Raw genomic sequence first — 26,749 nt, forward strand, 5'->3', positions numbered from 1 at the left:
CCGCAGACGGCGAGGTGCGGCCCGCAGACGGCGAGGTGCGGCGGGAGGCGATCATCCCTGTTCATGATCGTTGCGGTCCGTGCGGCACCGTCCTCGGTGCGGCCGTCGGGTGCGGTGCGCGCCGATCATGAGCCGATGTCCCCCGTCGCCCTGTGGGCCGTTCTGGACGAGGCCGGTGCGCCGAGCGGGCCGCCGACCCCGACGCGCGGAGATCGAACACGCGTGCGATCCTCGTCGAGGCGCATTCGGCTCCGCGAACGGCCCGCCAGCCGGGGCCGCCCCCGGCCGATCCGATCCTGTCGGTGCCCGCGCCTAGCATGGTCGGACGGTCCGGTGCCGCATCGCCGACCGGCTCCCGGAACCCAGGAGGCATCACCCGTGGTCGATCCCAGCACGAACGGGCCCAGTACGAACGGGACGGCCGTCGCCGCCACCACCGCGGTGGACGCGCGCTCGCGGCTGGTCGTGCGCGGCGCGCGCGAGCACAACCTGCGCGGGGTCGATCTCGACATGCCGCGCGACAGCCTCGTCGTGTTCACCGGGCTGTCCGGGTCGGGCAAGTCCAGCCTCGCGTTCGACACGATCTTCGCCGAGGGCCAGCGCCGCTACGTCGAGTCCCTGTCCGCGTACGCGCGCCAGTTCCTCGGGCAGATGGACAAGCCCGACGTCGACTTCATCGAGGGCCTGTCGCCCGCGGTCTCGATCGACCAGAAGTCCACCAACCGCAACCCGCGGTCCACGGTCGGCACCATCACCGAGGTCTACGACTACCTGCGGCTGCTCTACGCCCGCGCCGGCGTCCCGCACTGCCCGGTCTGCGGCCACGTCATCGAGAAGCAGACGCCGCAGCAGATCGTCGACCAGGTGCTCGCCATGGAGGAGGGCGTGCGCTTCCAGGTGCTCGCGCCCGTGGTGCGCACCCGCAAGGGCGAGTTCGTCGACCTCTTCTCCACCCTCCAGCAGCAGGGTTACTCCCGCGTGCTCGTCGACGGCACGGTGCATCCGCTCACCGACCCGCCGAAGCTCAAGAAGCAGGAGAAGCACGACATCTCCGTGGTGGTCGACCGGCTGTCGGTGAAGGCGTCGTCCAAGCAGCGGCTCACCGACTCGGTCGAAACCGGCCTGCGCCTGGCCGACGGGCTGATCGTGCTCGACTTCGTCGACCTGCCCGACGACGACCCCCACCGCGAGCGCCGCTTCTCCGAGCGCATGGCCTGCCCCAACGGCCACCCGCTGGCGATGGACGACCTCGAGCCCCGCACGTTCTCCTTCAACTCGCCCTACGGCGCGTGCCCCGAGTGCGTCGGCCTGGGCATCAAGAAGGAGGTCGACCCGGAGCTCGTCGTCCCCGATCCCGATCTCTCCCTGGCCGACGGCGCGATCGCCCCGTGGGCGGGCGGGCACTCCGCCGAGTACTTCGGCCGCCTGCTCGAGGGCCTGTCCAAGGCCATCGGTTTCCGCATGGACACCCCGTGGCGCAAGCTCGACGCCGCCGCGCAGAAGGCCGTTCTGCACGGCAGCGACGACCAGGTGCACATCCGCTACAAGAACCGCTACGGCCGTGAGCGCTCGTACTACGCCAGCTACGAGGGCGTCATCCCGTTCCTCGACCGGCGGCTCGACCAGACCGAGTCCGACTCGCAGCGTGAGCGCTACGAGGGCTACATGCGCGACGTGCCGTGCCCGGTCTGCAAGGGCGCCCGGCTCAAGCCCGAGGTCCTCGCCGTCACGCTCTCCCACCGCGAGCACGGCGAGCGTTCCATCGCCGAGGTCTCGGCGATGTCGGTGGCCGAGTGCGCAGACTTCCTCGGCGGCATGGTGCTCGACAAGCGCCAGGCCATGATCGCCGGCGCCATCCTCAAGGAGGTCCAGGCCCGCCTGGGCTTCCTGCTCGACGTCGGGCTCCACTACCTGTCGCTGTCGCGGGCCGCGGGCTCGCTGTCCGGCGGCGAGGCGCAGCGCATCCGGCTGGCCACGCAGATCGGGTCCGGCCTGGTCGGGGTGCTCTACGTCCTCGACGAGCCGTCCATCGGCCTGCACCAGCGCGACAACCGCCGGCTGATCGAGACGCTGGTCCGGCTGCGCGACCTCGGCAACACGCTCATCGTCGTCGAGCACGACGAGGACACCATCCGCGCGTGCGACTGGGCCGTCGACATCGGGCCCGGCGCGGGGGAGCACGGCGGCCACATCGTCTACAGCGGGCCGGTCGACGGGCTGGAGTCGCACGACACGTCGCTCACAGGTGCGTACCTGTCGGGCCGGCGCTCCATCCCGGTGCCGGAGAAGCGCCGCAAGCTCGACGCCAAGCGCAAGCTGACGATCGTCGGGGCGCGGGAGCACAACCTGCGCGGCATCGACGTCGCCATCCCGCTCGGCGCCCTCGTGTCGATCACCGGGGTGTCGGGCTCGGGCAAGTCCACGCTGATCAACGACATCCTGGCCACGGTGCTGGCCAACAAGCTCAACGGCGCCCGCCAGGTACCCGGCCGCCACACCCGCATCACCGGGCTCGAGGAGCTCGACAAGCTGGTGCGGGTCGACCAGTCGCCCATCGGCCGCACCCCGCGCTCCAACCCGGCCACCTACACCGGCGTGTGGGACAAGATCCGCACCCTGTTCGCGGCCACCACCGAGGCCAAGGTGCGCGGCTACCAGCCCGGCCGGTTCTCGTTCAACGTCAAGGGCGGGCGCTGCGAGGCGTGCTCCGGCGACGGCACCATCAAGATCGAGATGAACTTCCTGCCCGACGTCTACGTGCCGTGCGAGGTCTGCAAGGGCGCCCGCTACAACCGCGAGACGCTCGAGGTGCACTACAAGGGCAAGACCGTGGCCGACGTGCTCGACATGCCCATCGAGGAGGGTGCCGAGTTCTTCGCGCCCATCAGCAGCATCAGCCGGTACCTCGACACCCTCGTCGACGTCGGCCTGGGCTACGTGCGGCTCGGCCAGCCCGCACCCACGCTCTCGGGCGGTGAGGCGCAGCGCGTCAAGCTGGCCTCCGAGCTGCAGAAGCGGTCCAACGGCCGCACGGTCTACATCCTCGACGAGCCCACCACGGGCCTGCACTTCGAGGACATCCGCAAGCTGTTGCTGGTGATCAACGGGCTGGTCGACAAGGGCAACTCGGTGATCGTCATCGAGCACAACCTCGACGTCATCAAGACCTCGGACTGGATCATCGACATGGGTCCCGAGGGTGGGTCGGGCGGTGGCACGGTCGTCGCGCAGGGCACGCCCGAGCAGGTGGCGGCCCATCCCGACAGCTACACCGGCGAGTTCCTCCGGGGCCTCGTCAGACCGCAGGAGGCGCCGGCCAAGCGCGCCCCGGGCCGGCAGAAGAAGGCGCCCGTCGCGAGTTGAGCAGCCGCCCACCCGCCCGGTGGCCGACCACCGTGCGTCGACCGTGTTACCACTGTCGGTGAAGTACCACTGTCGGTGAAGTACCACTGTGGGTGACGCACGTTCGACGGCGCGCGGGAGGCGGCGGAGGAGTCGAAGTAGGCGCGCGGGGCACGGTGTCCGTCGTTACCTTTTCGGGGTGGGGGCGGGCGGGTGTCCGGCTCGTGTATCCTTCGGCAATGCGACCACCTTGTCGCTCGGTGTCTCGTGCGTCAGCACGTCACATCTGACAAGGCGATCAAGTGGAGCCCCGCTCCCACCCGCGACACCGACGGTGTCCGGGTCCGGTCCGCCGATGCACCGTAGGTGCATGGGCTCGTCCGTTCGGGTCTTCGCTCCGTCGCGCCACCGACGTCGATACGAGGAGACCCCATCAGCACAGAGACGCGCATCAACGACCGCATCCGCGTTCCCGAGGTCCGGCTGGTCGGACCGAACGGGGAACAGGTCGGCATCGTGCGTATCGAGGACGCCCTGCGGCTCGCGCAGGAGGCCGAGCTCGACCTCGTCGAGGTCGCGGCTCAGGCCCGCCCGCCGGTCTGCAAGCTCATGGACTACGGCAAGTTCAAGTACGAGAGCGCGCAGAAGGCCCGGGAGTCCCGCCGCAACCAGCAGCTCACCACGATCAAGGAGCAGAAGCTCCGACCGAAGATCGACAAGCACGACTACGAGACCAAGCGCGGGCACGTCCGGCGCTTCCTCGAAGGCGGCAACAAGGTCAAGGTCACGATCATGTTCCGTGGCCGCGAGCAGTCCCGCCCCGAGCTGGGGTTCCGGCTGCTCACGCGCCTCGCGGAGGACGTGGCTGACCTGGGTGTGGTCGAGGCGACCCCGAAGCAGGACGGTCGCAACATGACGATGGTGATCGCTCCGAACAAGAAGCCGCCGACCCGCGCGCGTGTTGCCACGCCGGAGTCCGAGCACGCCGAGGCCGAGAACGCCGACGTGCAGGGTGCCGACGCGCAGCAGGCCTGACGGCGGTCCCGACCGCCGCGAGACGAAGTGAGTAGGAACAGCCATGCCCAAGAAGAACCGTAACCACGTCAAGAACGCCAAGAGCAAGACGCACAGCGGCATGTCCAAGCGCGTCAAGGTCACCGGTGGCGGCAAGCTCATGCGCCAGCAGGCCGGTCTGCGTCACCGGCTCGAGGTCAAGTCGAGCAAGGAGACCCGCGACCTCTCCGGCGTCGTCGAGGTCAACAAGGCCGACACCTCGCGCGTGAAGCGGATGCTCGGCATCTGAGTTCCGCCCCACTGCCCTTTTCCGCCCCCTGATGTAAGGACACACCCATGGCACGCGTGAAGCGCGCGGTCAACGCTCAGAAGAAGCGTCGCTCCACCCTCGAGCTGGCGAGTGGCTACCGCGGCCAGCGGTCGCGGCTGTACCGCAAGGCCAAGGAGCAGATGCTCCACTCGATGAACTACGCCTACCGGGACCGTCGCGCCAAGAAGGGCGACTTCCGGAAGCTGTGGATCACCCGGATCAACGCGGCCGCGCGCGCCAACGGCATGACCTACAACCGCTTCATCCAGGGCCTCAAGATCGCCGAGGTCGAGGTGGACCGCAAGGTGCTGTCGGAGATCGCCATCACCGACCCCGCCGCCTTCGCCGCGCTGGTCGAGATCGCCCGCGCGAACGTGCCGGCCCAGCCGGCCGCCGACAGCGCCGCCTGAGCAGGGCAGCCTGAGCGAGGCAACAGCGCTCGGTTCCGAACGGACCCCGCGCGTCGTCGCAGCACGCAAGTTGCTGCGCCGCGCGGGGCGCGATCGGGCCGGGCGCTTTCTCGTGGAGGGGGCGCAGGCCGTCCGGGAGGCGGTGCGCTTCGGCCACGTCCACGACCTGTTCGTGACGCCGGCCGCGGCCGACCGGAACCCCGGGCTGCTCATCGAGGCCCGCGCCGCCGGCGCCCGCATCAGCCCGGTCGACGACCGCGCCGCCGAGTCGCTGTCGGACACCGTCACCCCGCAGGGTCTCGTCGCCGTCTGCGACCTGCTCGACGTTCCGCTCCACCGGGCGCTGACCGGCGCCCCGTCGCTCGTCGCCGTGTGCGCCGGCATCGGCGACCCCGGCAACGCCGGCACCGTCATCCGCGTGGCCGACGCCGCCGGGGCGGACGCCGTGGTGCTCGCCGGCGACACCGTCGACCCGCACAACGGCAAGGCCGTGCGCGCGTCCACCGGCAGCGTGTTCCACCTCCCGCTCGCCCGCGAACGCGACGCCCTGGCCGCCCTCGACGCCTGCCGTGCCGCGGGCCTCGTGCTGCTCGTCGCCGACGGCGACGGCGAGCTGGACCTGCACGACCCCGCCGCCGCGGCGGTGCTGGGTGGCCGCGTGGCCTGGGTGTTCGGCGGCGAGGCCCACGGCGTCCCGGAGGCCGTGGCCGAGCGCGCCGACCACCGCGTCCGGGTGCCGATCCACGGCCACGCCGAGAGTCTCAACCTCGCGACGGCCGCCGCGATCTGCCTCTACGCGAGCGTCGCCGCCCGCCGCTGACCGCCCGCCCCCGTCCGTCACATCGTCACTCGTGGCGGTCGATCGAGGACCGCCGACAGCCTCACGTGACCGTGTGGCGTCGTGCGGCGTCGGCCGTCGTGCGGGGGCCAGGTGGGGGAGAAGGGGCTGCGTCGCGTACTCGCGCGTCCCGACCTACGACTCGACCGCCGCCCACGCGGGCCCGTTCCTGTCGCTCGTCGCGGCGTGGACGCGGGCCGATCCGGGCGCGGCCGGGTTCCTGCGGCCGGTCCGCGGGATCTCGACGCCGTCGCCGACGCGATCGGGGCCAGGCTGCGGCCGCCGGGACGGACGGCGGTGATCCCCGTCTACGACGCCGAGTACCTGCTCGACGACGCGGAGGCCCAGCAGTGCCTCGACGACTACGCCGTTCGGCGACCCGGCCGCAGGCCGGCTCCGTGCGGGCCGGGCCGCCGGGATCCGGGCGGCGATGGAGGAGCATCTGTGGCGGGCGGGGACGTAGGCGGTGGCCGCCGACGCGCCCGGGTCGTCGTGGACGCGCTGGTACCCCGACGGCGTCGCGCAGCTCTGGCCGGTCTGGGACCGGCTCGGACCGGCGTCTCGACGGGAGTCGGCGTGGGCGGCGTTCACGGTGCATCGGCCGGGCTGGGCCGACAGCACCCCCGTCCTCCGGGGTGGAGCCGGTCGGCCACGACCCGAACGCGGCCATCGCCCACGCCGCGGCCCGGGTGGGGGGACACCGCGGCCCTCGACGACCACCTGCTCGCCCCGGGCCGCAACGGGGTGGCCGCGGGCCGGCCGGCCCCGTGGACCGTGGACGACTCGGGTTTCCGCGCCCTCGCGGCGCAGGCCGGTCCGCCTGCGTAACCGGGTCATGGCGCCCCTTAGGATCGGGACACCATGACAGAGAGCACGGACGTGATGAACCCGCTGCACCCGGACGCACTGGCCGCCGCCGTCACCGCGGCGCGCGCGGCGTTCGACGGTGCCGCCGATCTGGCCGCCCTCGCGGAGGTCAAGCCCGCGCACCTGGGCGACAAGGCCCCGCTGCTGCTGGCGCGTCGCGAGCTCGGCTCGCTGCCCGGCCCCGAGCGGGCTGACGCGGGCAAGCGCGTCAACGCCGCCCGCCAGGAGGCGCAGGAGGCGTTCGACGCCCGTCGCGAGGTGCTGGCCGCCGAGCGCGACGCGCGCGTGCTGGCCGAGGAGGCCGTCGACGTCACGCTGCCCTGGGACCGCACCCCCCGCGGCGCGCGCCACCCGCTCACGCAGATCTCCGAGCGCATCGCCGACGTGTTCGTCGGGATGGGCTGGGAGGTGGCCGAGGGCCCCGAGGTGGAGTCGTCGTGGCTGAACTTCGACGCGCTGAACTTCGGCAAGGACCACCCGGCGCGCTCGATGCAGGACACCTTCTACCTCGCCGACCTCGAGGGGAACGACGAGAACCTGGTCCTACGCACCCACACCTCCCCGGTGCAGATCCGGGCGCTGCTGGGCCGGGACCTGCCCGTCTACGTCGTCTGCCCGGGCCGCACGTTCCGCACCGACGCGCTCGACGCCACCCACACCCCGGTGTTCCACCAGGTCGAGGGCATCGCGATCGACAAGGGCCTCACCATGGCCCACCTCAAGGGCACCCTCGACGCGTTCGCCGCGGCGATGTTCGGCCCCGAGTCGAAGATCCGGCTGCGCCCGTCGTACTTCCCGTTCACCGAGCCGTCGGCCGAGCCCGACGTCTGGTTCCCGGAGAAGAAGGGCGGCGCCGGCTGGGTGGAGTGGGGCGGCTGCGGCATGGTGCACCCCAACGTCCTGCGGGCCTGCGGCGTCGACCCCGAGGTGTACTCGGGCTTCGCGTTCGGCATGGGCCTCGAGCGCACGCTGATGTTCCGCAACGGCATCCCCGACATGCGCGACATGGTCGAGGGTGATGTCCGGTTCAGTCAGTCCTTCGGTATCTAGGAGCCTGTGCAGTGCGCGTTCCCCTGAGCTGGCTGTCCGAGCACGTCGCCGGCGATCTGCCCACCCCCGAGGAGACCGGCGACGCGTTCGTGCGCGTCGGGTTCGAGATCGAGGAGGTCATCGAGCCGCCGTCGATCACCGGCCCGATCGTCGTCGGTCTGGTCAGGGAGATCGAGGAGCTCACCGGCCTCAAGAAGCCGATCCGCTGGTGCCAGGTGCAGGTCGGGCCGGACCAGACGAACGGCATCATCTGCGGCGCCCGCAACTTCGCCGTCGGTGACCTCGTCGTCGTCTCGCTGCCGGGGGCCGTGCTGCCCGGTGGGTTCGCGATCTCCGCGCGCAAGACCTACGGCCACACCTCCGACGGCATGATCGCGTCGTCGAAGGAGCTGGGCATCGGCGCCGACCACGCCGGCATCCTCGTGCTGCCGCCCGGCACCGGCGAGCCCGGCGACGACGCGATGCCGCTGCTGGGCCTGGACGACACGGTGCTCGACATCAACGTCAACCCCGACCGCGGTTACTGCTTCTCCGTGCGCGGGCTCGCACGGGAGATCGCGACGGCTCTGGGCGACGACTACACCGACCCCGCTGCGCGCGTGCCGGTCACCGAGTCGCTGGAGGCCGCCTGGCCCGTCACGCTCGACGACCCGGGCTGCCTGCGGTTCGTCGCCCGTCGCGTCGACGGCGTCGACCCGGCCGCGCCCGCCCCGTGGTGGATGCAGCGCCGTCTGCTCGCGGCCGGGATGCGCCCGATCTCGCTGGTCGTCGACGTCACCAACTACGTGATGCTGGAGCTCGGTCAGCCGCTGCACGCCTACGACGCGGGCAAGCTGAAGGGTGACATCGTGGTGCGCCGGGCCGCGAAGGGCGAGAAGCTCACCACCCTCGACGACGCCGAGCGCAGCCTCGACCCCGATGACCTGCTGATCAGCGACGACTCCGGCCCCATTGGGCTCGCGGGCGTGATGGGCGGTGCCTCGACGGAGATCTCTGCTGGTGAGGGCCCGATCGACGTCCTCATCGAGGCCGCCCACTTCGAGCCCGCCGTCATCGCGCGCGCCGCGCGACGGCACAAGCTGCCCAGCGAGGCGTCCAAGCGCTTCGAGCGCACGGTCGACCCGCAGCTGCCGCCGGTCGCCGCCGAGCGGGCCGCGCTGCTGCTCGTCGAGCACGGCGGCGGCACGATCGCTGCCGGCCGCACCGACGCGGGCGCCGCTCCGGCGATCGCGCCCGTGCGGATGCCGCTGGACCTGCCCGACCGCGTCGCCGGGGTGAAGTACAAGCCCGGCGCCACCGTCACGCGGCTCACCCAGGTCGGCTGCACCGTGGAGCTCGCCACCGGTGACGACGGCCGCGGCGGCGTGGTCGCCACCCCGCCGTCCTGGCGTCCGGACCTGCTGCAGCCCGCCGACCTCGTCGAGGAGGTGCTGCGGCTGGAGGGCTTCGACGTCATCCCGTCGGTGCTGCCCTCGGCGCCGTCCGGGCACGGGCTCACCCCCACCCAGCTGCGCCGCCGCGCTGTGTCGCGCTCGCTGGCCGAGAACGGCTACGTCGAGGTCCTGCCGTTCCCGTTCGTCGACGCCCGCACCTGGGACGCGTTCGGGCTGCCCGCCGACGACGTGCGCCGCCGCACCGTCCGCGTGCTCAACCCGCTCGACGCCGAGCGCGCCGAGCTGGCCACCACGCTGCTGCCCGGACTGCTGGACATGCTGGCGCGCAACAGGTCCCGCGGCCTCACCGACGTCGCGCTCTACACGCTCGGCCAGGTCGTGCTGCCGCACCGCAACCCGGTGCCGATGCCCGAGCCGGGCGTCGACTCCCGGCCCACCGACGCCGAGATCGCGCAGATCGAGGCCGCCCTGCCCGCTCAGCCGCTGCACGTCGGCGCCGTGCTGGCCGGCGCCCGCGAGGCCCGCGGCTGGTGGGGCGCCGGGCGGGCCGTGAGCTGGGCCGACGCGGTGGACGCCGCCCTGCTGGCCGGGCGGGCCGCCGGGGTGGAGCTGCGCGTCGAGAAGGCCGAGCTCGCGCCGTGGCACCCGGGGCGCTGCGCCTCGCTGCGCGTCGGGGACTTCCCGGTCGGGCACGCGGGCGAGCTGCACCCGAAGGTCGTCGAGGCGCTCGGGCTGCCGGCGCGCACGTGCGCGATGGAGATCGACCTGGACATGTTGCCGCTCGACGAGTCCCGCCCCGCGCCGCGCATCTCGCCCTACCCGCCGATCGCAGTGGACGTGGCGCTGGTCGCGGCCGACGACGTGCCGGTGGCGACGCTCGCCGACGCGCTGGTCGACGGCGGGGGAGAGCTGCTGGAGGACGTGCGCCTGTTCGACGTCTACGCCGGTGAGCAGGTGGGGGAGGGCAAGCGCTCGCTCGCCTACACGCTGCGCTTCCGCGCCCCCGACCGGACGCTGACGCACGAGGAGGCCAACGCCGCACGCGACGCGGCGGTGGCGGTGGCGGTGGACCGCCACCAGGCGGCCCTCCGCGCCTGACCCACGCCTGACCCGCGAGTCGGCGGTTTTCGGTGCGCGAGTCGGCGGTTTCGGGTGCGCGAGTCGGCGGTTTTCGGTGCGCGAGTCAGCCGTTGCCACCGCGCGGGTCGCCGGAGTCGGGTCGTTGGTCGGGCCGGGGGTGTCCGGACGGCCGGATCAGGCCGGGAGCCGGGAGAGGGCCGCGGAGGCTGCGGCCCGCCAGGCCTCGTCGGCCGGCCGGTGGCCCGACACCAGGATCGTGACGAGGTAGGCGGGTGAGGCCACCTGCAAGGTGGGCCCGGCGGCGGTGTCGATCACAGCTGCGGCCTCGCCGACGCCCGCGAGCAGGCGCCGCCCACCCGCGCGCACGTAGTCGGCCGGAGTCCCCGTGCGCACCCGGTAGACGTTGATCATGGCGATCGGGTCGCTGCCCGCGGTGACGACACAGCTCGACCCACGGGAGCCGTCGCCGCGGTCGACCGTGGCCTCCTCGGGCGGGCGCACGGCCCCGCCGACCAGCGCCCCGAACTCCGACGCGTTGAGCAGGCACTCGTCGGGGATCGGGTCGGCGACCAGCGCAGAGCGGGGACCGGCGGTGGTCGGGCTCGGGCTCGGGTCATCGGCGACCTGGGGTGCCGCGGCGCCCGGCGTTCCGGGTACGACTGCCGTGCAGGCCGCCGACGCGCCGCCCAGCAGCACCGCGGCCACGAGGACCGGCACCCACCCGCATCGCACACGGCGACGGTAGCGGGACACCTCCCGGTTCCGTGGGCGTTCGGGAGCATCCGGGGTAAGACTGCAGGTATGCACTCAGTGGTGAAGACGACCGCGGGCGAGGTCCGCGGTGAGGTGACCGACGGCGTGGCCCGCTACCTGGGCATCCCCTACGCCGCAGCGCCGTTCGGCGAGCACCGGTTCCGGAAGCCGGCGCCCGCCCCGAGCTGGGACGGCGTCCGCGACGCGCTCGAGCACGGCCCGACCGCCCCCGCCCCCGGCTACCCGGCACCGTTCACGGACATGCTCCCGGCGCTCCACATCCCGGGTGAGGAGATCCTCAACCTGAGCGTCTGGGCCCCCGAGGGCGGCTCGGCGCGCCCGGTCATGGTCTGGATCCACGGCGGCGCGTTCGTCAACGGCTCGTCGTCGCTGCCCACCTATGACGGCACCGCCTTCGCCCGTGACGGCGTCGTGCTCGTCGGCGTCAACTACCGCCTCGGGATCGAGGGGTTCCTGCACGTCGACGGCTCCGACCCGAACCGCGGCCTGCTCGACCAGGTCGCCGCCCTGGCGTGGGTGCGCGACAACATCGCCGCTTTCGGCGGGGACGCCGACAACGTCACGGTGTTCGGGGAGTCGGCCGGGGCGATGAGCGTGGGCGCGCTGCTGGCCATGCCGTCGGCGCGCGGGCTGTTCCACCGGGCGATCCTGCAGTCGGGCGGGGGCCACCACGCGATCAGTGCGGCGACGGCGTCCCGGGTCGCGGGCTACGCCGCCGAGGTCCTCGGGGTCGACGCCACCGCGGAGGCGCTCTCCGCGTACCCGTGGGAGCGGCTGCTGGAGGTTCAGAAGGCGCTCAGCGCCGACGCCGCGGTCAGCCCTGACCCCGGGAAATGGGGTGAGATCGCCGCCAACGGCATGGTCTTCGAGCCCGTCGTCGACGGCGAGGTGCTGCCGCAGCTGCCGATCGAGGCCGTCGTGGGCGGGGCGAGTGCCGACGTCGCGATCATGATCGGCTCCAACCGCGACGAGCACCGGCTGTTCCTGGTGCCCGCCGGCACCGACCGGGCGGCGACCGAGCCGATGCTCGCGGCGCTCGCCGGTGCGTACCGGCTGCCCGACGGCGCACTGGACGCCTACCGCGCCCTGGCGCCGGACGCGTCCCCCGGGATGCTGCTCGCCGACGTGATGAGCGACTGGTTCTTCCGCATCCCCGCGGTCCGGCTCGCGGAGGCGCACGGGGCGCACGTCTACGAGTTCGACTGGGCGTCCTCGCTGCTCGACGGCCGGCTGGGGGCGTGCCACGCGCTGGAGCTGGGCTTCGTCTTCGACACGCTCACCACCGCCCGCGGCCTGACCGGCCCGGACGCGCCGCAGGAGCTCGCCGACGCGATGCACGGCGCCTGGGTGGCCTTCGCGACCGACGGCGACCCCGGCTGGGAGCCCTACGGCGGGCAGCGCACCGTCCGCACCTTCGGTGCGACCGTCGAGACCATCACCAACCCGCGCGGCGACATCCGCGAGTTGTGGGACGGAATCCGCTGAGGCACGCGTGAGATGAACACCATCGGGCTCCCAGCAGGGGTTGCTCCCCATGGTGTTCATCTCACGCGGACGATGCGCTGCGCAGGTGCTTGAGCGCCTCCCTCCGGGACAGCGGGGAGAGGGCGGGATGGGTGTCGACGAACGTCCGCACCCATTCCGGGTCGGTCCGGAAGTACTGCCGCAGCGCCCAGCCGATGCCCTTGCGCAGGAAGAAGTCCGGGTCGCCGAGGTTGGCCTCGATCGCGTCGGTGAGCAGCCCGAGGTCGGTACGGTCCTTGGCGCCGAGCTGGCAGATCACCGACGTGCGGCGCAGCCAGCGGTCGGGGTGCACCGACCACTCCCGCATCAGCGGCGCCAGCCCGTGCGCCGCCACCAGCGGCCCCACGTGCCGGTTGGCGATCTCGTCGGTGAAATCCCACCAGCCGCCCTCGACGATCCAGCCCTGGAACAGGTCCGCCACCCAGCCCGGCTCCGCCCAGGCCCGGTACCGCCGGTGCCCGAGCACCGCGAGCGCCAGGTAGCGCTCCTCGCGGAAGGTCGCCCCGTCCCACAGCGCACGGACCTCGGCGAGCAGCGCGGGCGCGTCGGGGACGGGGTGCGCCGCCACCACTTCCCGCAGCAGGCCCTCCCGCGCGGGCTTGGCGACGCCGCGGAACGGCATCGCCGACTTCATGTACGCCTGCATCGAGACGGCCGCGTCCGGATCCGCGCGCGTCGCGAGCCCGTCGCGGACCGCGGTGACCAGCGCGAGGCTCATACCCGGGACTGTAGGACCGACCCCCGACAGAACCGCGCGGCCTGTGGACAACTCCGCAGCAATCGATCTTGCCGGCCTTGTTCCGTCGGTCCTCGCTGCTGCAGTTCGGCCGTCGGCCCACAGTGGGCCATCGGGAGGTCGGAGATGAGGGTGCTCGTCGCCACGAGCAGGACGCGGGGTCTGCGGAAGAACGACGACGACCACTGCATCGAGGGGGAGCTGGTCTGGATCGGCCTGGTCTGCGCCAAGGACGAGCGTGATCCGGACGGCGGTTGCGGTCGCGGGTCCGGTGGCCTGAGCTCCCACCGCGCCACCACCTCGGCGCGGGTCGCCGAGCCGGTGCTCACCCGGGCCGAGCCCACCGAGGCCATCCGCTCCAGTCTCTCGGCGCAGGGTCGGCCGCCGTCGTTCGCGGCCGAGATCGGTGACGGCCTGGCCGCGCTCGCGGCCTGCTGGCCGGTCGATGCGGAGCTCGAGCACCGGCTCGACGACGTCGGCGTGCGGTCGTGGCCGGCCCGGTCGGGCGAATGAGTTTGCATCGGTTTCCGCGATGGTGCATAGTCATGCGCATGGTGCGGATCGCGGTGGCGGGAGCCAGCGGGTACGCCGGGGGAGAGCTCCTCCGGCTGCTGCTGGCCCATCCCGAGGTGGAGATCGGAGCGCTCACGGCGGGAGGCAACGCGGGATCGCGACTGGGCGAGCACCAGCCGCACCTCGTCCCGCTGGCCGACCGTGTGCTGCAGGAGTCCACCGCGGAGACGCTCGCCGGGCACGACGTCGTCTTCCTCGCGCTGCCGCACGGGAAGTCGGCGGAGCTCGCCGCTCAGCTCGGCCCCGACGTCCTCGTGATCGACTGCGGCGCCGACCACCGGCTCACCGACCCCACCGCCTGGATCCGCTGGTACGGCGGCGAGCACGCCGGCAGCTGGCCCTACGGCCTGCCCGAGCTCCCCGGCGCCCGCGACACGCTGCGCGGCACCAAGCGGGTCGCCGTTCCCGGCTGCTACCCCACCGTGTCGAGCCTCGCGCTCGTCCCCGCGCTGGTCGCGGGCCTGATCGAGCCCGAGGTCGTGATCACCGCCGTCAGCGGCACGTCGGGGGCGGGAAAGTCGCTCAAGCCCAACCTGCTGGGCAGCGAGGTCATGGGCTCGCTCTCGGCCTACGGGGTGGGGGGAACCCACCGCCACACCCCCGAGATCATCCAGAACTTGTCGGTGGCCTCGGGTAGGGATGTGTCCGTGAGCTTCACCCCGGTCCTCGCCCCGCTCCCGCGCGGCATCCTGGCGTCGTGCTCGGCGGCCACCACGGCGTCGGCCGGTGACATCCGCGAGGCCTACGCCAAGGCCTACGCCGACGAGCCGTTCGTCCACCTGCTGCCCGAGGGCTTCTGGCCCACCACCTCGGCCACCCTGGGCTCCAACACCGTGCAGATGCAGGTCACGGTCGACGCCGACGCGGGCCGCATGATCGCGGTCGCCGCCATCGACAACCTCACCAAGGGCACCGCGGGCGGGGCCATCCAGTGCATGAACATCGCCCTCTCCCTGCCCGAGGGCGCCGGCCTGCCCCTGACGGGAGTCGCACCGTGAGCGTCACCGCCCCGCAGGGTTTCCGGGCCGCGGGCATCGCCGCCGGCCTCAAGGACGGAGAGCGGCCCGACCTCGCGCTCGTGGTCAACGACGGCCCCGGTACCGCCGCCGCCGGCATGTTCACCACCAACCAGGTGCAGGCCGCTCCCGTGCTCTGGTCGCGCCAGATCCTGGAGGGCGGCGCGCTGCGGGCCGTCGTCCTCAACTCGGGCGGGGCCAACGCGTGCACCGGCCCGGACGGTTTCCAGACCACCCACGCCACCGCGGAGAAGGCGGCCGAGCTGCTGGGCTGCGGAGCCGTGGAGATCGCGGTCTGCTCCACCGGCATCATCGGCGAGCAGCTGCCCCGCCCGGTCGTGCTGGCCGGCGTCGAGAAGGCCGCCGCCGGGCTCGCCGCCACCCCGGACGCCGGCGCGGCCGCCGCCACCGCGGTGCTCACCACCGACACCCACGCCAAGCAGGCGCTGACCGTCGATCCCTCGGGGTTCAGCGTCGGCGGGTTCGCCAAGGGCGCCGGCATGTTGGCCCCCAACATGGCCACGATGCTGGTGGTGCTCACCACCGACGCGGCCGCCGACGCCGCCACCTGCGGTAAGGCCTTGCGCACCGCCGTCGGACAGACGTTCAACCGCCTCGACGTCGACGGCGGCACCTCCACCAACGACACCGTGCTGCTGCTGGCCTCGGGCGCGTCGGGCGTCGGGGCCACGGTCGACCAGCTCGCCGCCGCCGTCACCGCCACCTGCGCCGACCTGTGCCGCCAGCTCCAGGCCGACGCCGAGGGCGCCACCAAGCACGTCACGGTGGCGGTCTCGGGCGCCCGTTCGGAGGCCGACGCGCTGACGGTGGCCCACACCGTGTCGCAGGACAACCTCTGCAAGACCGCCTTCTTCGGCTGCGACCCCAACTGGGGCCGCATCGCGATGGCCGTCGGCCGTTCGGCCGCCGAGGTCGCGGCCGACCACCTGTCGATCACGATCAACGGCGTGCCCATGTGCCGCGACGGCGTGGCGGCGGGTGACCGGCACGGCGCGGACCTCTCGGGCGTCGACGTGCTGGTGGAGATCGACCTCGGGCTGGGCGACGGCAGCGCGGAGGTCCTCACCACGGATCTCTCGCACGCGTACGTGGAGGAGAACAGTGCCTACTCTTCCTGAGAACGGCACCGCGGCCCGGTTGAAGAGAGCCGGCGAGAAGGCCGGCATCCTCGCCGAGGCCCTGCCCTGGATGCAGCGGTTCCACGGGCAGGTCGTCGTCGTCAAGTACGGCGGCAACGCCATGATCGACGACGAGCTCAAGCAGGCCTTCGCCCGCGACATGGTGTTCCTGCGCCTCGCCGGGGTGCTGCCCGTCGTCGTGCACGGCGGCGGACCGCAGATCAGCGCGATGCTCGAGCGGCTCGGGCTGCCGGGCGAGTTCCGCGGCGGGCTGCGCGTCACCACCCCGGAGACCATCGACGTGGTGCGGATGGTGCTGGTCGGGCAGGTCGGGCGCGAGCTCGTGGGCCTGATCAACCAGCACGGCCCCTACGCCGTGGGCCTGTCGGGCGAGGACGCCGGGATGTTCACCGCCGAGAAGCGCACGGCGCTGGTCGGCGGCGAGGCCGTCGACATCGGGCTGGTCGGCGACGTCGTCGAGGTCAGCCCCGACGCCGTGTTCGACATCGTCCGCGCCGGCCGTATCCCCGTGGTCGCGGGCATCGCCCCGGACGTCGACGGGCAGGTCTACAACATCAACGCCGACAGCGCCGCCGCGGCACTCGCCGCAGCGCTGGGCGCGGCCAAGCTCGTCGTCCTCACCGACGTCGAGGGGCTCTACGCCGACTACCCCGACCCGGAGTCGGTCATCAGCTCGCTCACCGCGGCCGAGCTGGAGCCGATGCTCCCGGAGCTGGAGAGCGGCATGGCCCCGAAGATGGAGGCGTGTCTGCGCGCGGTGCGCGGCGGGGTCGGCCAGGCACACGTGATCGACGGGCGGGTACCGCACTCGGTGCTGCTCGAGGTCTTCACCACTGAGGGAGTCGGAACGATGGTGATCCCATGACCGAGGCATTCGACACGCGGTGGCAGGCCGCGATGATGAACAACTACGGCACCCCGCCGCTCACGCTCGTGCGCGGCAGCGGCGCCGAGGTCTGGGACGCCGACGGCCGCCGCTACCTCGACCTGCTCGGCGGCATCGCCGTCAACGCCCTCGGCCACGCGCACCCCGCCGTGGTCGAGGCCGTCACGAGGCAGATCTCCACGCTGGGCCACACGTCCAACCTCTACATCACCGAGCCGCCGCTGGCGCTGGCCGAGCGACTCCTGGAGCTGCTCGACCAGCCCGGGCGTGTGGTGTTCGGCAACTCCGGCGCCGAGGCCAACGAGGCCGCGTTCAAGATGGCGCGGCTCACCGGCCGCCCGAACATCATCGCCGCCGAGGACGCCTTCCACGGCCGCACGATGGGCGCGCTCGCGCTCACCGGCCAGCCGCCCAAGCGCACCCCGTTCGAGCCGATGACGCCCGGCGTCTCCCACGTGCCCTACGGGGACGTGGCCGCGCTCGACGCCGCCGTCGACGAGCACACCGCCGCCGTCTTCCTCGAACCGATCATGGGTGAGGCCGGCGCGGTCACCCCGCCTCCCGGGTACCTCGCGGCGGCGCGGGAGATCACCGCGTCCCGCGGCGCCCTGCTCGTCCTCGACGAGGTGCAGACCGGCATCGGCCGCACCGGCGCCTGGTTCGCCCACCAGACGGCCGGTGTCGTCCCCGACGTGGTCACCCTGGCCAAGGGCCTCGGCGGCGGCCTGCCCATCGGGGCCTGCATCGGCATCGGCGCCGCCGGCGCGCTGCTCGAACCGGGTCACCACGGCACCACGTTCGGTGGCAACCCCGTCTGCGCCGCCGCCGCGCTCGCGGTGCTCGACACCATCGCCTCCGACGGCCTGCTGGAGCACGTGAACCTCGTGGGGAAGACGATCACCACGGGCGTCGAGGCGCTGGGCCACCCGCTGGTCCGCGGCGTCGACGGCGCCGGGCTGCTCATCGGCATCCTGCTCGGCGAGCCGGTCTCCGCCGCGGTGGCGGCGGGTGCCCGCGACGCCGGGTTCCTCGTCAACAACGCGGTGCCCGACCGGCTCCGGCTGGCCCCGCCGCTCGTGCTCACCGAGGCGCAGGCGGGGGAGTTCCTCACCGCGTTGCCCGCGATCCTGGACTCGGCCTCATGACCAGGCACTTCCTCCGTGACGACGACCTGACCCCCGCCGAGCAGGCCGAGGTCCTCGACCTCGCCGCCGCCATGAAGGCCGACCGCTTCGGCCACCGGCCCCTGGGGGGCCCGAAGTCCGTCGCGGTGCTGTTCGACAAGTCCTCCACGCGCACGCGCATGTCGTTCGAGGTGGGCATCACCCAGCTCGGCGGCAACCCGCTGATCATCGACGCGCAGTCGAGCCAGCTGGGCCGCGGCGAGACCATCGCCGACACCGCCCGGGTGATGTCACGCTTCGTCGACGCCATCGTCTGGCGCACGGGCGACCAGTCGCGCATCACCGAGATGGCAGGCGCCGCAACGGTTCCGGTGGTCAACGCGCTCACCGACCAGTTCCACCCGTGCCAGGTGCTGGCCGACCTGCAGACGGTCCGCGAGCGCTTCGGGCACCTCGCCGGGCTGACCATGACCTACCTCGGTGACGGCGCCAACAACATGGCCCACTCGCTGCTGCTCGGCGGCGCCACCGCCGGCATGCACGTGCGGGTCTCGGCCCCGGAGGGATTTCTGCCCGACGCCGAGGTGCTGCGCGACGCCAAGACCCGCGCGGCGGAGACCGGCGGTGGTGTGGAGCTGATCGCCGACCCCCATGCCGCCGTCGACGGCGCCGATGTGCTCGTCACCGACACGTGGGTGTCGATGGGCCAGGAGAACGACGGTCTCGACCGCACGGCCCCGTTCCGGCCGCTGCAGATCAACGCCGACCTGCTCGCCCGCGCGGCCGAGGGCGCGATCGTGCTGCACTGCCTGCCCGCCCACCGCGGCGACGAGATCACCGACGAGGTGATCGACGGCCCGGCCAGCGCCGTCTGGGACGAGGCCGAGAACCGGCTGCACGCCCAGAAGGCCCTGCTCACGTGGCTGCTCGGGACATGACGGCGGTCCAGGGGGGACGGTCGCGCGTCTCGAGGCAGGCCCGCATCGTCGAGCTGATCACCCAGCGCCAGGTGCACAGCCAGAGCGAGCTGCTCACCCTGCTGGAGGCCGACGGCATCGGCACGACCCAGGCCACGCTCTCCCGCGACCTGGACGAGCTGGGTGCGGTCAAGCTCCGCGGCGCCGACGGCGGCACCCCCGTCTACGTCATCCCCGACGACGGGAGCCCCGTCCGCGGTATCGAGGGCGGCACCGCCCGCCTGGCGCGCTTGCTGGGGGACCTGCTCGTGTCCGCGGACGCGAGTGGGAACCTGGCCGTGCTGCGCACCCCGCCGGGGGCCGCGCACTACCTGGCCAGCGCACTGGACCGCGCCGCACTGCACGACGTCGTCGGCACCATCGCCGGCGACGACACCCTCATGGTGGTGGCCCGCGAGCCCCTCACCGGCGCCCAACTCGTCGCGCTCCTGCGCGATCTCTGACCCCTACCAAGGAGCGACATCCCGTGAGCAAGGTCCTCAGCTCCCTGCCCAAGGGCGAGCGCATCGGCATCGCGTTCTCCGGGGGCCTCGACACCTCCGTCGCGGTCGCGTGGATGCGTGACAAGGGCGGGATCCCCTGCACCTACACCGCCGACCTCGGCCAGTACGACGAGCTGGACATCTCCGGTGTGCCCGTCCGCGCCAAGCAGTACGGCGCCGAGATCGCGCGCGCCGTCGACATCAAGCCGCAGCTGGTGAAGGAGGGGCTCGCCGCCCTCGCCTGCGGCGCGTTCCACATCCGCTCCGGGGGCCGCACGTACTTCAACACCACACCGCTCGGCCGCGCCGTCACCGGCACACTGCTGGTGCGCGCGATGCAGGCCGACGACGTCAACATCTGGGGCGACGGCTCCACCTTCAAGGGCAACGACATCGAGCGGTTCTACCGCTACGGCCTGCTCGCCAACCCCGAGCTGCGCATCTACAAGCCGTGGCTCGACGCCGACTTCGTCTCCGAGCTGGGCGGGCGCGACGAGATGAGCCGGTGGCTCACCGCCCACGGCCTGCCCTACCGCGACTCGGCCGAGAAGGCGTACTCCACCGACGCGAACATCTGGGGTGCCACGCACGAGGCGAAGACCCTCGAACACCTCGACGTGTCCCTCGAGACCATCGAGCCGATCATGGGCGTGAAGTTCTGGGACCCGTCCGTCGCGATCGAGACCGAGGACGTCGCGATCACGTTCGAGGCCGGGTACCCGGTGGCCCTCAACGGCAGGCGGTTCGCCGACCAGGTGGCGCTGGTCCAGGAGGCCAACGCCATCGGCGGCCGCCACGGCCTGGGCATGTCCGACCAGATCGAGAACCGGATCATCGAGGCCAAGTCGCGCGGCATCTACGAGGCGCCCGGGATGGCGCTGCTGTTCGCCGCCTACGAGCGGCTGGTCAACGCGATCCACAACGAGGACACCGTCGCCAACTACCACAACGAGGGCCGCAAGCTGGGCCGGCTGCTCTACGAGGGCCGCTGGCTCGACCCACAGGCGCTCATGGTGCGCGAGTCGGTCCAGCGCTGGATCGCGTCGCTGGTCACGGGCACCGTCACGCTGCGCCTGCGCCGCGGCGACGACTACACGATCGTCGACACCCAGGGCAGCGGTTTCTCCTACCACCCCGACCGGCTCTCGATGGAGCGCGTCGAGAACGCGGCCTTCGGGCCCGCGGATCGCATCGGCCAGCTCACCATGCGCAACCTCGACATCGCCGACTCCCGCGCCAAGCTGGAGGCCTACGCCGGGCAGCCGCAGGACCAGGGCACGGTGCTCGTCGAGCACGGCACGCTCTTCGGCGAGCTGCCCTCGGGCGGCTTCGACCAGATCGCGGCGGCCCGCGACGGCGCCGACGGTGCGGAGACCTCCCTCGACCACGCCGCCCTGGAAGCGGGTACCGACTGATGGCGGGCCTGTGGGGCGGCCGGTTCGCGTCCGGCCCGGCCGATGCCCTGGCGGCCCTGTCGAAGTCCACCCACTTCGACTGGCGCCTGGCCCCCTACGACGTCCGCGGGTCGGTGGCCCACGCGCGCGTCCTGCACGTCGCGGGCCTGCTCACCGACGACGAGCTCACCGGCATGCTCGACGCGCTGGCCAAGCTCGGCGCCGATGTCGATTCCGGCGCGTTCGGCCCCGCGCCCGACGACGAGGACGTGCACTCCGCCCTGGAGCGCGGGCTCATCGAGCGGGCCGGGCCGGAGCTGGGCGGCAAGCTCCGCGCCGGCCGGTCCCGCAACGACCAGGTCGCCACGCTCTTCCGGATGTGGCTGCGCGACGCGGTGGTGCGGGTCGGCAACGGCGTGCTCGACGTGGTCGAGGCCCTCGTCGGCCAGGCCGCCGCCCACCCGGACGCGCCCATGCCCGGCCGCACGCACCTGCAGCACGCCCAGCCGGTGCTGCTCGGCCACCACCTGTCCGCGCACGCCCACGCGCTGCTGCGCGACGTCGACCGGTTGCGCGACTGGGACAAGCGCGCCGCGGTGTCGCCCTACGGGTCGGGTGCGCTGGCCGGGTCGTCGCTCGGCCTCGACCCGGAGGCGGTGGCGAAGGAGCTGGGCTTCGACTCGTCGAGCGCGAACTCCATCGACGGCACCGCGAGCCGCGACTTCGCCGCCGAGGCCGCCTTCGTGCTGGCCATGATCGGCGTCGACCTCTCCCGCATCGCGGAGGAGGTGATCGTCTGGGCCACGGCGGAGTTCTCCTACGTCACGCTCGACGACGCGTTCTCCACCGGCAGCTCGATCATGCCGCAGAAGAAGAACCCCGACGTCGCGGAACTGGCGCGCGGCAAGGCCGGTCGGCTCATCGGCAACCTCGCCGGGCTCATGGCCACGCTCAAGGGCATGCCGCTGGCCTACAACCGCGACCTGCAGGAGGACAAGGAACCCCTGTTCGACTCGGTCGAGCAGCTGGAGCTCCTCCTCCCCGCGGTCGCGGGGATGATCGCCACACTGGAGTTCCACACCGACCGGCTCGCCGAGCTGGCGCCGGCCGGTTTCACCCTCGCGACGGATGTCGCCGAATGGCTCGTCCGCGAGGGCGTCCCGTTCCGGGTGGCCCACGAAGCGGCGGGTGGATGCGTCCGTGCGGCGGAGGGTCGCAGTGTTGTGGACGGGCACGGTGTCGGCCTGGCCGATCTCACCGACGCCGAACTCGCTGCCGTGCACCCCGCGCTCACGCCTAGGGTGCGTGAGGTACTGACGGTGGCCGGCTCGATAGCCTCGCGGAACGCCCGCGGGGGTACCGCGGGGGAGCGCGTCGCCGAGCAGCTCGACGACCTGCGCGCCGCGGCCACCGCCGCCCGCGCCGCCTTCTCGACCGGAGGAAGTACATGAGCACCGACCCGGCGCGTCCCGATGTGGACGCCGCCCGTGCCGACTACGAGGCGCTCGTCGCCCAGGGCATGAAGCTCGACCTCACCCGGGGCAAGCCCTCGGCCGCCCAGCTCGATCTGGCCACGCCGATGCTGAGCCTGCTGGGCCCGGATCACTACAGGGCCGCCGACGGCACCGACACCCGCAACTACCAGGGTATCCAGGGTCTCCCGGAGATCCGCGAGATCTTCGCCGACACGCTGCAGGTGCCCGTCGGCCAGCTCATCGCGTTCGGCAACGGCAGCCTCGAGCTCATGCACGACACCGTCGTCAACGCCCTGCTCAACGCGATGCCCGGTTCGCCGAAGCGCTGGATCGAGGAGGAGCGCGTCGCGTTCCTCGCGCCGGTGCCGGGCTACGACCGCCACTTCGCGCTGTGCGAGCGCCTCGGCGTCGAGCTGATCCCGGTCGCGATGACCGACGACGGCCCCGACATGGACGAGGTCGAGCGCCTGGTCGCCGGCGACGCGGCGATCAAGGGCATCTGGTGCGTGCCGAAGTACTCCAACCCGACGGGCGCGGTGTACTCCGACGAGGTCGTCAAGCGGCTCGCCACCATGACCACGGCGGCTCCCGACTTCCGCATCATGTGGGACAACGCCTACGCCGTGCACACGCTCACCGAGGAGCCGGCGCCGCTGGCCGACATCCTCGCCCTGGCCACCGAGGCGGGTCACGCCGACCGCGTGTTCGTCTTCGGCTCCACGTCGAAGATCACCCTCGCCGGCGCGGGCGTCGCGTTCCTCGGGGCGTCCGAGGCCAACGTGAAGTGGTGGCTGGCGCTGGCCGGCAAGCGCACCATCGGCCCGGACAAGACCAACCACCTGCGGCACGCGCTGTTCCTGCGCGACGCGGCGGGTGTGGCCGACCACATGCGCAAGCACCGCGAGATCATCGGGCCGAAGTTCGCGGTGCTCGAGCGGATCCTCACCGAGGAGTTCGCCGACACCCCCGGCGTCAGCTGGTCCACGCCGAAGGGCGGCTACTTCGTCACCCTGACGGTGCCGGACGGCTGCGCGTCGGAGATCGTGAAGCTGGCCAAAGAGGCGGGCATCGCGCTCACCCCGGCAGGCGCCACGCACCCGTACGGCAAGGACCCCCGGGACGCGATCATCCGCCTGGCGCCGACGTTCCCGGTGCTCGACGAGGTCGAGAAGGCCATGGCCGGGGTTGCCGTGTGCGTGAAGTTGGCGATCGCGCAGCGTGGAGCGTAGGCGGAACGCTCATCGACGCTGAAGGCCGCCTGAGCCTGCTGGACCGCGGGGAGCTCGTGCACGACGTGCTCCCCGCGGCCGTGCGGCTGCTCGGCTGCACCGTCGAGTCCGACACCCCGGACGGCACGGTCGCGGTGCGACTCGTCGAGGTGGAGGCCTACCGCGGCGCCGACGACCCTGCGTCGCACAGCTTCCGCGGCCGCACCCCGCGCAACGGCGTGATGTTCGGCCCGGCCGGCCACCTCTACGTCTACTTCGTCTACGGCATGCACTTCTGCGCGAACATCAGCTGCCTGGACGACGGCGACGCCGGGGCGGTGCTGCTGCGGGCCGGGAAGGTCGTGTCGGACCTGCCGACGGCCCACGCCCGGCGGCCGACGGCCCGGCGGTCGGTGGACCTCGCCCGCGGTCCGGCCCGGCTCGCGTCGTTGCTCGGGCTCGGCCGCGAGCACAACGGCGTCGACGTGACCTCGCCGGCGTCGCCCGTGCGCGTGCTGGCCGGCCCACCCGTCGACCCGGCGCAGGTGCGCAGCGGCCCGCGGGTGGGGGTCGCGGCGGCGCACGACCTGCCCTGGCGGTTCTGGCTGGACGGTTCGCCGGAGGTCAGCGCGTACCGATCCGGACGAAAAAAGTAGGGCAGCCTAACCTCTATTAGTGCTCTCTGCCTGGTTCCCGCCTCCCCGCGTCCTCGTCACCGCAGTGGTGGCGCTCCTCGTCCTGTCGGCCTGCGGTGCGGGGACGGACAACCCGCAGCCGGCTGCCCCCGGCGACGGGGTGTTCCCCGTCGCCGTCACGCAGAAGTTCTGTACCACCGCGATCACGGAGCGTCCGCAGCGGGTGGTGTCGCTCGGGTACACCGACCAGGACGCGATCCTGGCGCTCGGTGTGGTGCCGGTGGCGATCCGCGAGTTCACCGGCCAGCAGCCGTCGGCCACGTGGCCGTGGGCGCAGGACCGGCTGCAGGGGCAGAGGCCGCAGGTGCTCCCGGTCGGCGAGGTGAGCACCGAGGCGATCGCGGCGCTGCGGCCCGATCTCATCGTCGCGATCTCGGCGGGGTTGACGCGGGAGCAGTACGACACCTACTCGCGGATCGCGCCCGTGCTGGCGGCGCCGGCGCAGTACGTCGACTACGGCACGCCCTGGCAGGACGCCACCCGGATGACCGGTACGGCGCTGGGTAGGGCCCCCGAGGCGGAGAAGCTCGTGACGGACCTGGAGGCGCGCTTCGCCGCCGCCCGCGCGCAGTACCCGGCGCTGGCCGGGAAGACGGTGGCCGGGGCCCGGCCGAGCAGCGCCGACACCGCGAACTACTTCGTGTGGGGGTCCCAGGACCTGCGCGCGCGGTTCTTCTCGTCGCTCGGGATGACGGTGCCGCCGGACGTCGACCGCCTCGCGGGCAACGCCTTCTACGCCACGATCAGCACCGAGGAGCTCAGCCGCCTCGACACCGCCGACCTCGTGGTTCTCATCACCGCCAGTGCCCAGGAGCGGGCGAGCTTCGAGGCGCTGCCCGGCTACTCGTCGCTGCGGGTCGTCCGGGACGGCAAGGTGCTGGTGCCGGACGACCGCCGGTCCGCCGCGCTGTCGTTCAGCAGCGTGCTCAGCCTGCCCGAGCTGCTCGACACCATGCCCGCGGAGCTGGCGAAGGCCGTGGCCACGCCCTGACCGGAACCGCTGTGCGCGCCGCGTGCCTGGTGGGGAAGGATCGGCACCGTGAGCACGGACATCCTCGACGAGCTGGAATGGCGCGGCCTCATCGCGCAGAGCACCGACCGCGACGCGCTGCGCCGTGACCTGGCGGTGTCGTCGACCCCCCCGGCCCCGCTGACGCTCTACTGCGGCTTCGACCCGACGGCGCCGAGCCTGCACGCGGGCAACCTCGTGCCGTTGCTCACGCTGCGGCGCTTCCAACGGGCCGGGGCGCGGCCGATCGTCCTGGCGGGCGGCGCCACCGGGATGATCGGTGATCCCCGCGACACCGGGGAGCGGACCATGAACACCCTCGACGTCGTGGGGGAGTGGGCCGGGCGGATCCGGGGGCAGCTCGAGCGGTTCGTGGAGTTCGACGGCACGCCCACCGGGGCGCTGGTGGTCAACAACCTCGACTGGACCGGGCAGCAGTCCGCCCTGGAGTTCCTGCGCGACGTCGGGAAGCACTTCTCGATCAACACGATGCTCGCGCGGGAGACGGTGAAGCGCCGGCTGGCCGGGGACGGCATGTCCTACACGGAGTTCAGCTACCTGCTCCTGCAGAGCCAGGACTACCTGCACCTGTTCCGCGAGCACGGGTGTCGCCTGCAGATCGGTGGCTCCGACCAGTGGGGCAACATCGTCGGTGGGGTGGACCTGATCCGGCGCGTCGAGGGAGCGGCCACCCATGCGCTGACGATGCCGCTCGTCACGGACGCGGAGGGGCGCAAGTTCGGGAAGTCCACCGGGGGCGGCAACATCTGGCTCGACCCCGCCATCACGTCGCCGTACGCCTGGTACCAGTACTTCGTGAACGTCGCGGACGCCGACGTCGGGCACTACCTGCGGCTGTTCACGTTCCTGGACCGCGAGGAGATCGACGCGCTTGAGCGGGATGTCGCCGAACGGCCACATCTGCGCGCCGGACAACGACGCCTGGCCGAGGAGTTGACGACGCTCGTGCACGGCCGGCACCAGACCGATCAGGTGGTGGCCGCCAGCAGCGCGCTGTTCGGGCGCGGCGAGCTGCGGGAACTCGACCCCGGCACGCTCGACGCCGCGCTGTCCGAGGTACCCACCACCTCGATCCGGCTCGACGAACGGCCGACGATCGTGGACCTGCTCGTGGCCACCGGGCTGGTCGACAGCCGTGGGGCCGCCCGGCGCGCGGTGGGGGAGGGCGGGGCGTACGTCAACAACGTCAAGGTGACCGACGAGCAGTGGGCGCCGGCCGAGAGTGACCTCCTCCCCGGGGGCTGGCTCGTCGTGCGGCGCGGCAAGCGCAACCTGGCCGGCGCGCGGGCCACTCTCGTCGAAGTCTGACGAAAACCGGGTCTGAACAGGGGAAACGCACCGAAGTGACCCCCCGTGAAACGGCCCTGGAAGCACCGTGTAACTTTCTCCA

The 26,749-nt window shown here is 72.5% G+C and carries 23 protein-coding genes; 21 read left to right on the plus strand and 2 right to left on the minus strand.

Annotated elements, in window-relative coordinates; genetic code table 11:
• The first annotated feature begins 441 nt into the window (after window positions 1-441).
• The 7 genes from uvrA to pheT all read left to right on the plus strand — a co-directional run bounded on the left by uvrA (window position 442) and on the right by pheT (window position 10,323).
• Window positions 442-3,363, plus strand: coding sequence for an excinuclease ABC subunit UvrA (gene uvrA, locus BGP03_RS01130; RefSeq protein ID WP_296377040.1), 2,922 nt, complete (start codon window positions 442-444; stop codon window positions 3,361-3,363).
• 345 nt (window positions 3,364-3,708) lie between these two features.
• Entirely contained in the window at window positions 3,709-4,377 is a 669-nt protein-coding gene (infC, locus tag BGP03_RS01135; RefSeq protein WP_296376998.1) for a translation initiation factor IF-3, read from the plus strand.
• A gap of 43 nt (window positions 4,378-4,420) precedes the next feature.
• Window positions 4,421-4,645 carry a 50S ribosomal protein L35 gene (gene rpmI / locus BGP03_RS01140; RefSeq protein WP_296377000.1) on the plus strand — a complete coding sequence of 75 codons (225 nt, stop codon included), beginning with the start codon at window positions 4,421-4,423 and terminating at the stop codon, window positions 4,643-4,645.
• A 47-nt stretch (window positions 4,646-4,692) separates the two neighbouring features.
• Window positions 4,693-5,076 (plus strand): 50S ribosomal protein L20, encoded by a 384-nt coding sequence (gene rplT / locus BGP03_RS01145; RefSeq protein ID WP_298799822.1) that lies wholly within the window; start codon window positions 4,693-4,695, stop codon window positions 5,074-5,076.
• A 10-nt stretch (window positions 5,077-5,086) separates the two neighbouring features.
• The gene (locus tag BGP03_RS01150; protein WP_296377042.1) at window positions 5,087-5,896 is read left to right on the plus strand and encodes an RNA methyltransferase; all 810 of its coding nucleotides are present in this window, start codon (window positions 5,087-5,089) and stop codon (window positions 5,894-5,896) included.
• Window positions 5,897-6,775: 879 nt separating this feature from the next.
• Entirely contained in the window at window positions 6,776-7,831 is a 1,056-nt protein-coding gene (pheS, locus tag BGP03_RS01155; RefSeq protein WP_296377005.1) for a phenylalanine--tRNA ligase subunit alpha, read from the plus strand.
• 11 nt (window positions 7,832-7,842) lie between these two features.
• On the plus strand, window positions 7,843-10,323 hold the full coding sequence (gene pheT, locus BGP03_RS01160; protein ID WP_298799824.1) for a phenylalanine--tRNA ligase subunit beta: 2,481 nt from the start codon (window positions 7,843-7,845) through the stop codon (window positions 10,321-10,323).
• 156 nt (window positions 10,324-10,479) lie between these two features.
• On the opposite strand, the gene BGP03_RS01165 is transcribed toward pheT, so the two are convergent.
• Window positions 10,480-11,022, minus strand: coding sequence for a hypothetical protein (locus BGP03_RS01165; RefSeq protein ID WP_296377008.1), 543 nt, complete (start codon window positions 11,020-11,022; stop codon window positions 10,480-10,482).
• Window positions 11,023-11,118: 96 nt separating this feature from the next.
• Here BGP03_RS01165 and BGP03_RS01170 point away from each other — a divergent pair, with 96 nt between their 5' ends.
• Entirely contained in the window at window positions 11,119-12,564 is a 1,446-nt protein-coding gene (locus BGP03_RS01170; protein ID WP_298799825.1) for a carboxylesterase family protein, read from the plus strand.
• A 61-nt stretch (window positions 12,565-12,625) separates the two neighbouring features.
• Here BGP03_RS01170 and BGP03_RS01175 read toward each other — a convergent pair whose 3' ends face one another.
• Window positions 12,626-13,321: a DNA alkylation repair protein gene (locus BGP03_RS01175; protein ID WP_296377012.1), complete on the minus strand. Its 696-nt coding sequence runs from the start codon at window positions 13,319-13,321 to the stop codon at window positions 12,626-12,628.
• 144 nt (window positions 13,322-13,465) lie between these two features.
• Here BGP03_RS01175 and BGP03_RS01180 point away from each other — a divergent pair, with 144 nt between their 5' ends.
• From BGP03_RS01180 to tyrS, 13 genes are read left to right on the plus strand one after another with little or no spacing between them, the layout of a single operon-like run.
• Window positions 13,466-13,852 carry a hypothetical protein gene (locus BGP03_RS01180; protein ID WP_296377015.1) on the plus strand — a complete coding sequence of 129 codons (387 nt, stop codon included), beginning with the start codon at window positions 13,466-13,468 and terminating at the stop codon, window positions 13,850-13,852.
• 32 nt (window positions 13,853-13,884) lie between these two features.
• On the plus strand, window positions 13,885-14,910 hold the full coding sequence (argC, locus tag BGP03_RS01185) for an N-acetyl-gamma-glutamyl-phosphate reductase (protein WP_298799826.1): 1,026 nt from the start codon (window positions 13,885-13,887) through the stop codon (window positions 14,908-14,910).
• The gene (argJ, locus tag BGP03_RS01190) at window positions 14,907-16,067 is read left to right on the plus strand and encodes a bifunctional glutamate N-acetyltransferase/amino-acid acetyltransferase ArgJ (protein WP_298799827.1); all 1,161 of its coding nucleotides are present in this window, start codon (window positions 14,907-14,909) and stop codon (window positions 16,065-16,067) included. Before argC ends, argJ begins: the two co-directional genes overlap by 4 nt.
• A complete protein-coding gene (gene argB, locus BGP03_RS01195; protein ID WP_296377020.1) occupies window positions 16,051-16,953 on the plus strand; it encodes an acetylglutamate kinase in 903 nt (300 codons plus the stop codon). The genes argJ and argB overlap by 17 nt, the downstream gene beginning before the upstream one ends.
• Complete coding sequence (locus BGP03_RS01200) at window positions 16,950-18,119, plus strand: acetylornithine transaminase (RefSeq protein WP_296377022.1); 1,170 nt, start codon at window positions 16,950-16,952, stop codon at window positions 18,117-18,119. The genes argB and BGP03_RS01200 overlap by 4 nt, the downstream gene beginning before the upstream one ends.
• Window positions 18,116-19,036, plus strand: coding sequence for an ornithine carbamoyltransferase (gene argF / locus BGP03_RS01205; protein ID WP_298799828.1), 921 nt, complete (start codon window positions 18,116-18,118; stop codon window positions 19,034-19,036). Before BGP03_RS01200 ends, argF begins: the two co-directional genes overlap by 4 nt.
• Entirely contained in the window at window positions 19,033-19,518 is a 486-nt protein-coding gene (locus BGP03_RS01210; RefSeq protein ID WP_296377026.1) for an arginine repressor, read from the plus strand. Before argF ends, BGP03_RS01210 begins: the two co-directional genes overlap by 4 nt.
• A 23-nt stretch (window positions 19,519-19,541) precedes the next feature.
• The gene (gene argG / locus BGP03_RS01215; RefSeq protein WP_296377028.1) at window positions 19,542-20,972 is read left to right on the plus strand and encodes an argininosuccinate synthase; all 1,431 of its coding nucleotides are present in this window, start codon (window positions 19,542-19,544) and stop codon (window positions 20,970-20,972) included.
• Window positions 20,972-22,402 (plus strand): argininosuccinate lyase, encoded by a 1,431-nt coding sequence (gene argH / locus BGP03_RS01220; RefSeq protein ID WP_296377030.1) that lies wholly within the window; start codon window positions 20,972-20,974, stop codon window positions 22,400-22,402. The genes argG and argH overlap by 1 nt, the downstream gene beginning before the upstream one ends.
• A complete protein-coding gene (locus BGP03_RS01225) occupies window positions 22,399-23,655 on the plus strand; it encodes an aminotransferase class I/II-fold pyridoxal phosphate-dependent enzyme (RefSeq protein WP_298799829.1) in 1,257 nt (418 codons plus the stop codon). Before argH ends, BGP03_RS01225 begins: the two co-directional genes overlap by 4 nt.
• 29 nt (window positions 23,656-23,684) lie before the next feature.
• A complete protein-coding gene (locus tag BGP03_RS01230) occupies window positions 23,685-24,290 on the plus strand; it encodes a DNA-3-methyladenine glycosylase (RefSeq protein ID WP_296377044.1) in 606 nt (201 codons plus the stop codon).
• A gap of 19 nt (window positions 24,291-24,309) precedes the next feature.
• Window positions 24,310-25,320, plus strand: coding sequence for an iron-siderophore ABC transporter substrate-binding protein (locus BGP03_RS01235; protein WP_298799830.1), 1,011 nt, complete (start codon window positions 24,310-24,312; stop codon window positions 25,318-25,320).
• A 48-nt stretch (window positions 25,321-25,368) separates the two neighbouring features.
• Entirely contained in the window at window positions 25,369-26,667 is a 1,299-nt protein-coding gene (gene tyrS / locus BGP03_RS01240) for a tyrosine--tRNA ligase (protein WP_296377034.1), read from the plus strand.
• Window positions 26,668-26,749: the final 82 nt, after the last annotated feature.

The sequence above is a fragment of the Pseudonocardia sp. 73-21 genome (assembly GCF_001899645.1).
Lineage (GTDB): Bacteria > Actinomycetota > Actinomycetes > Mycobacteriales > Pseudonocardiaceae > Pseudonocardia.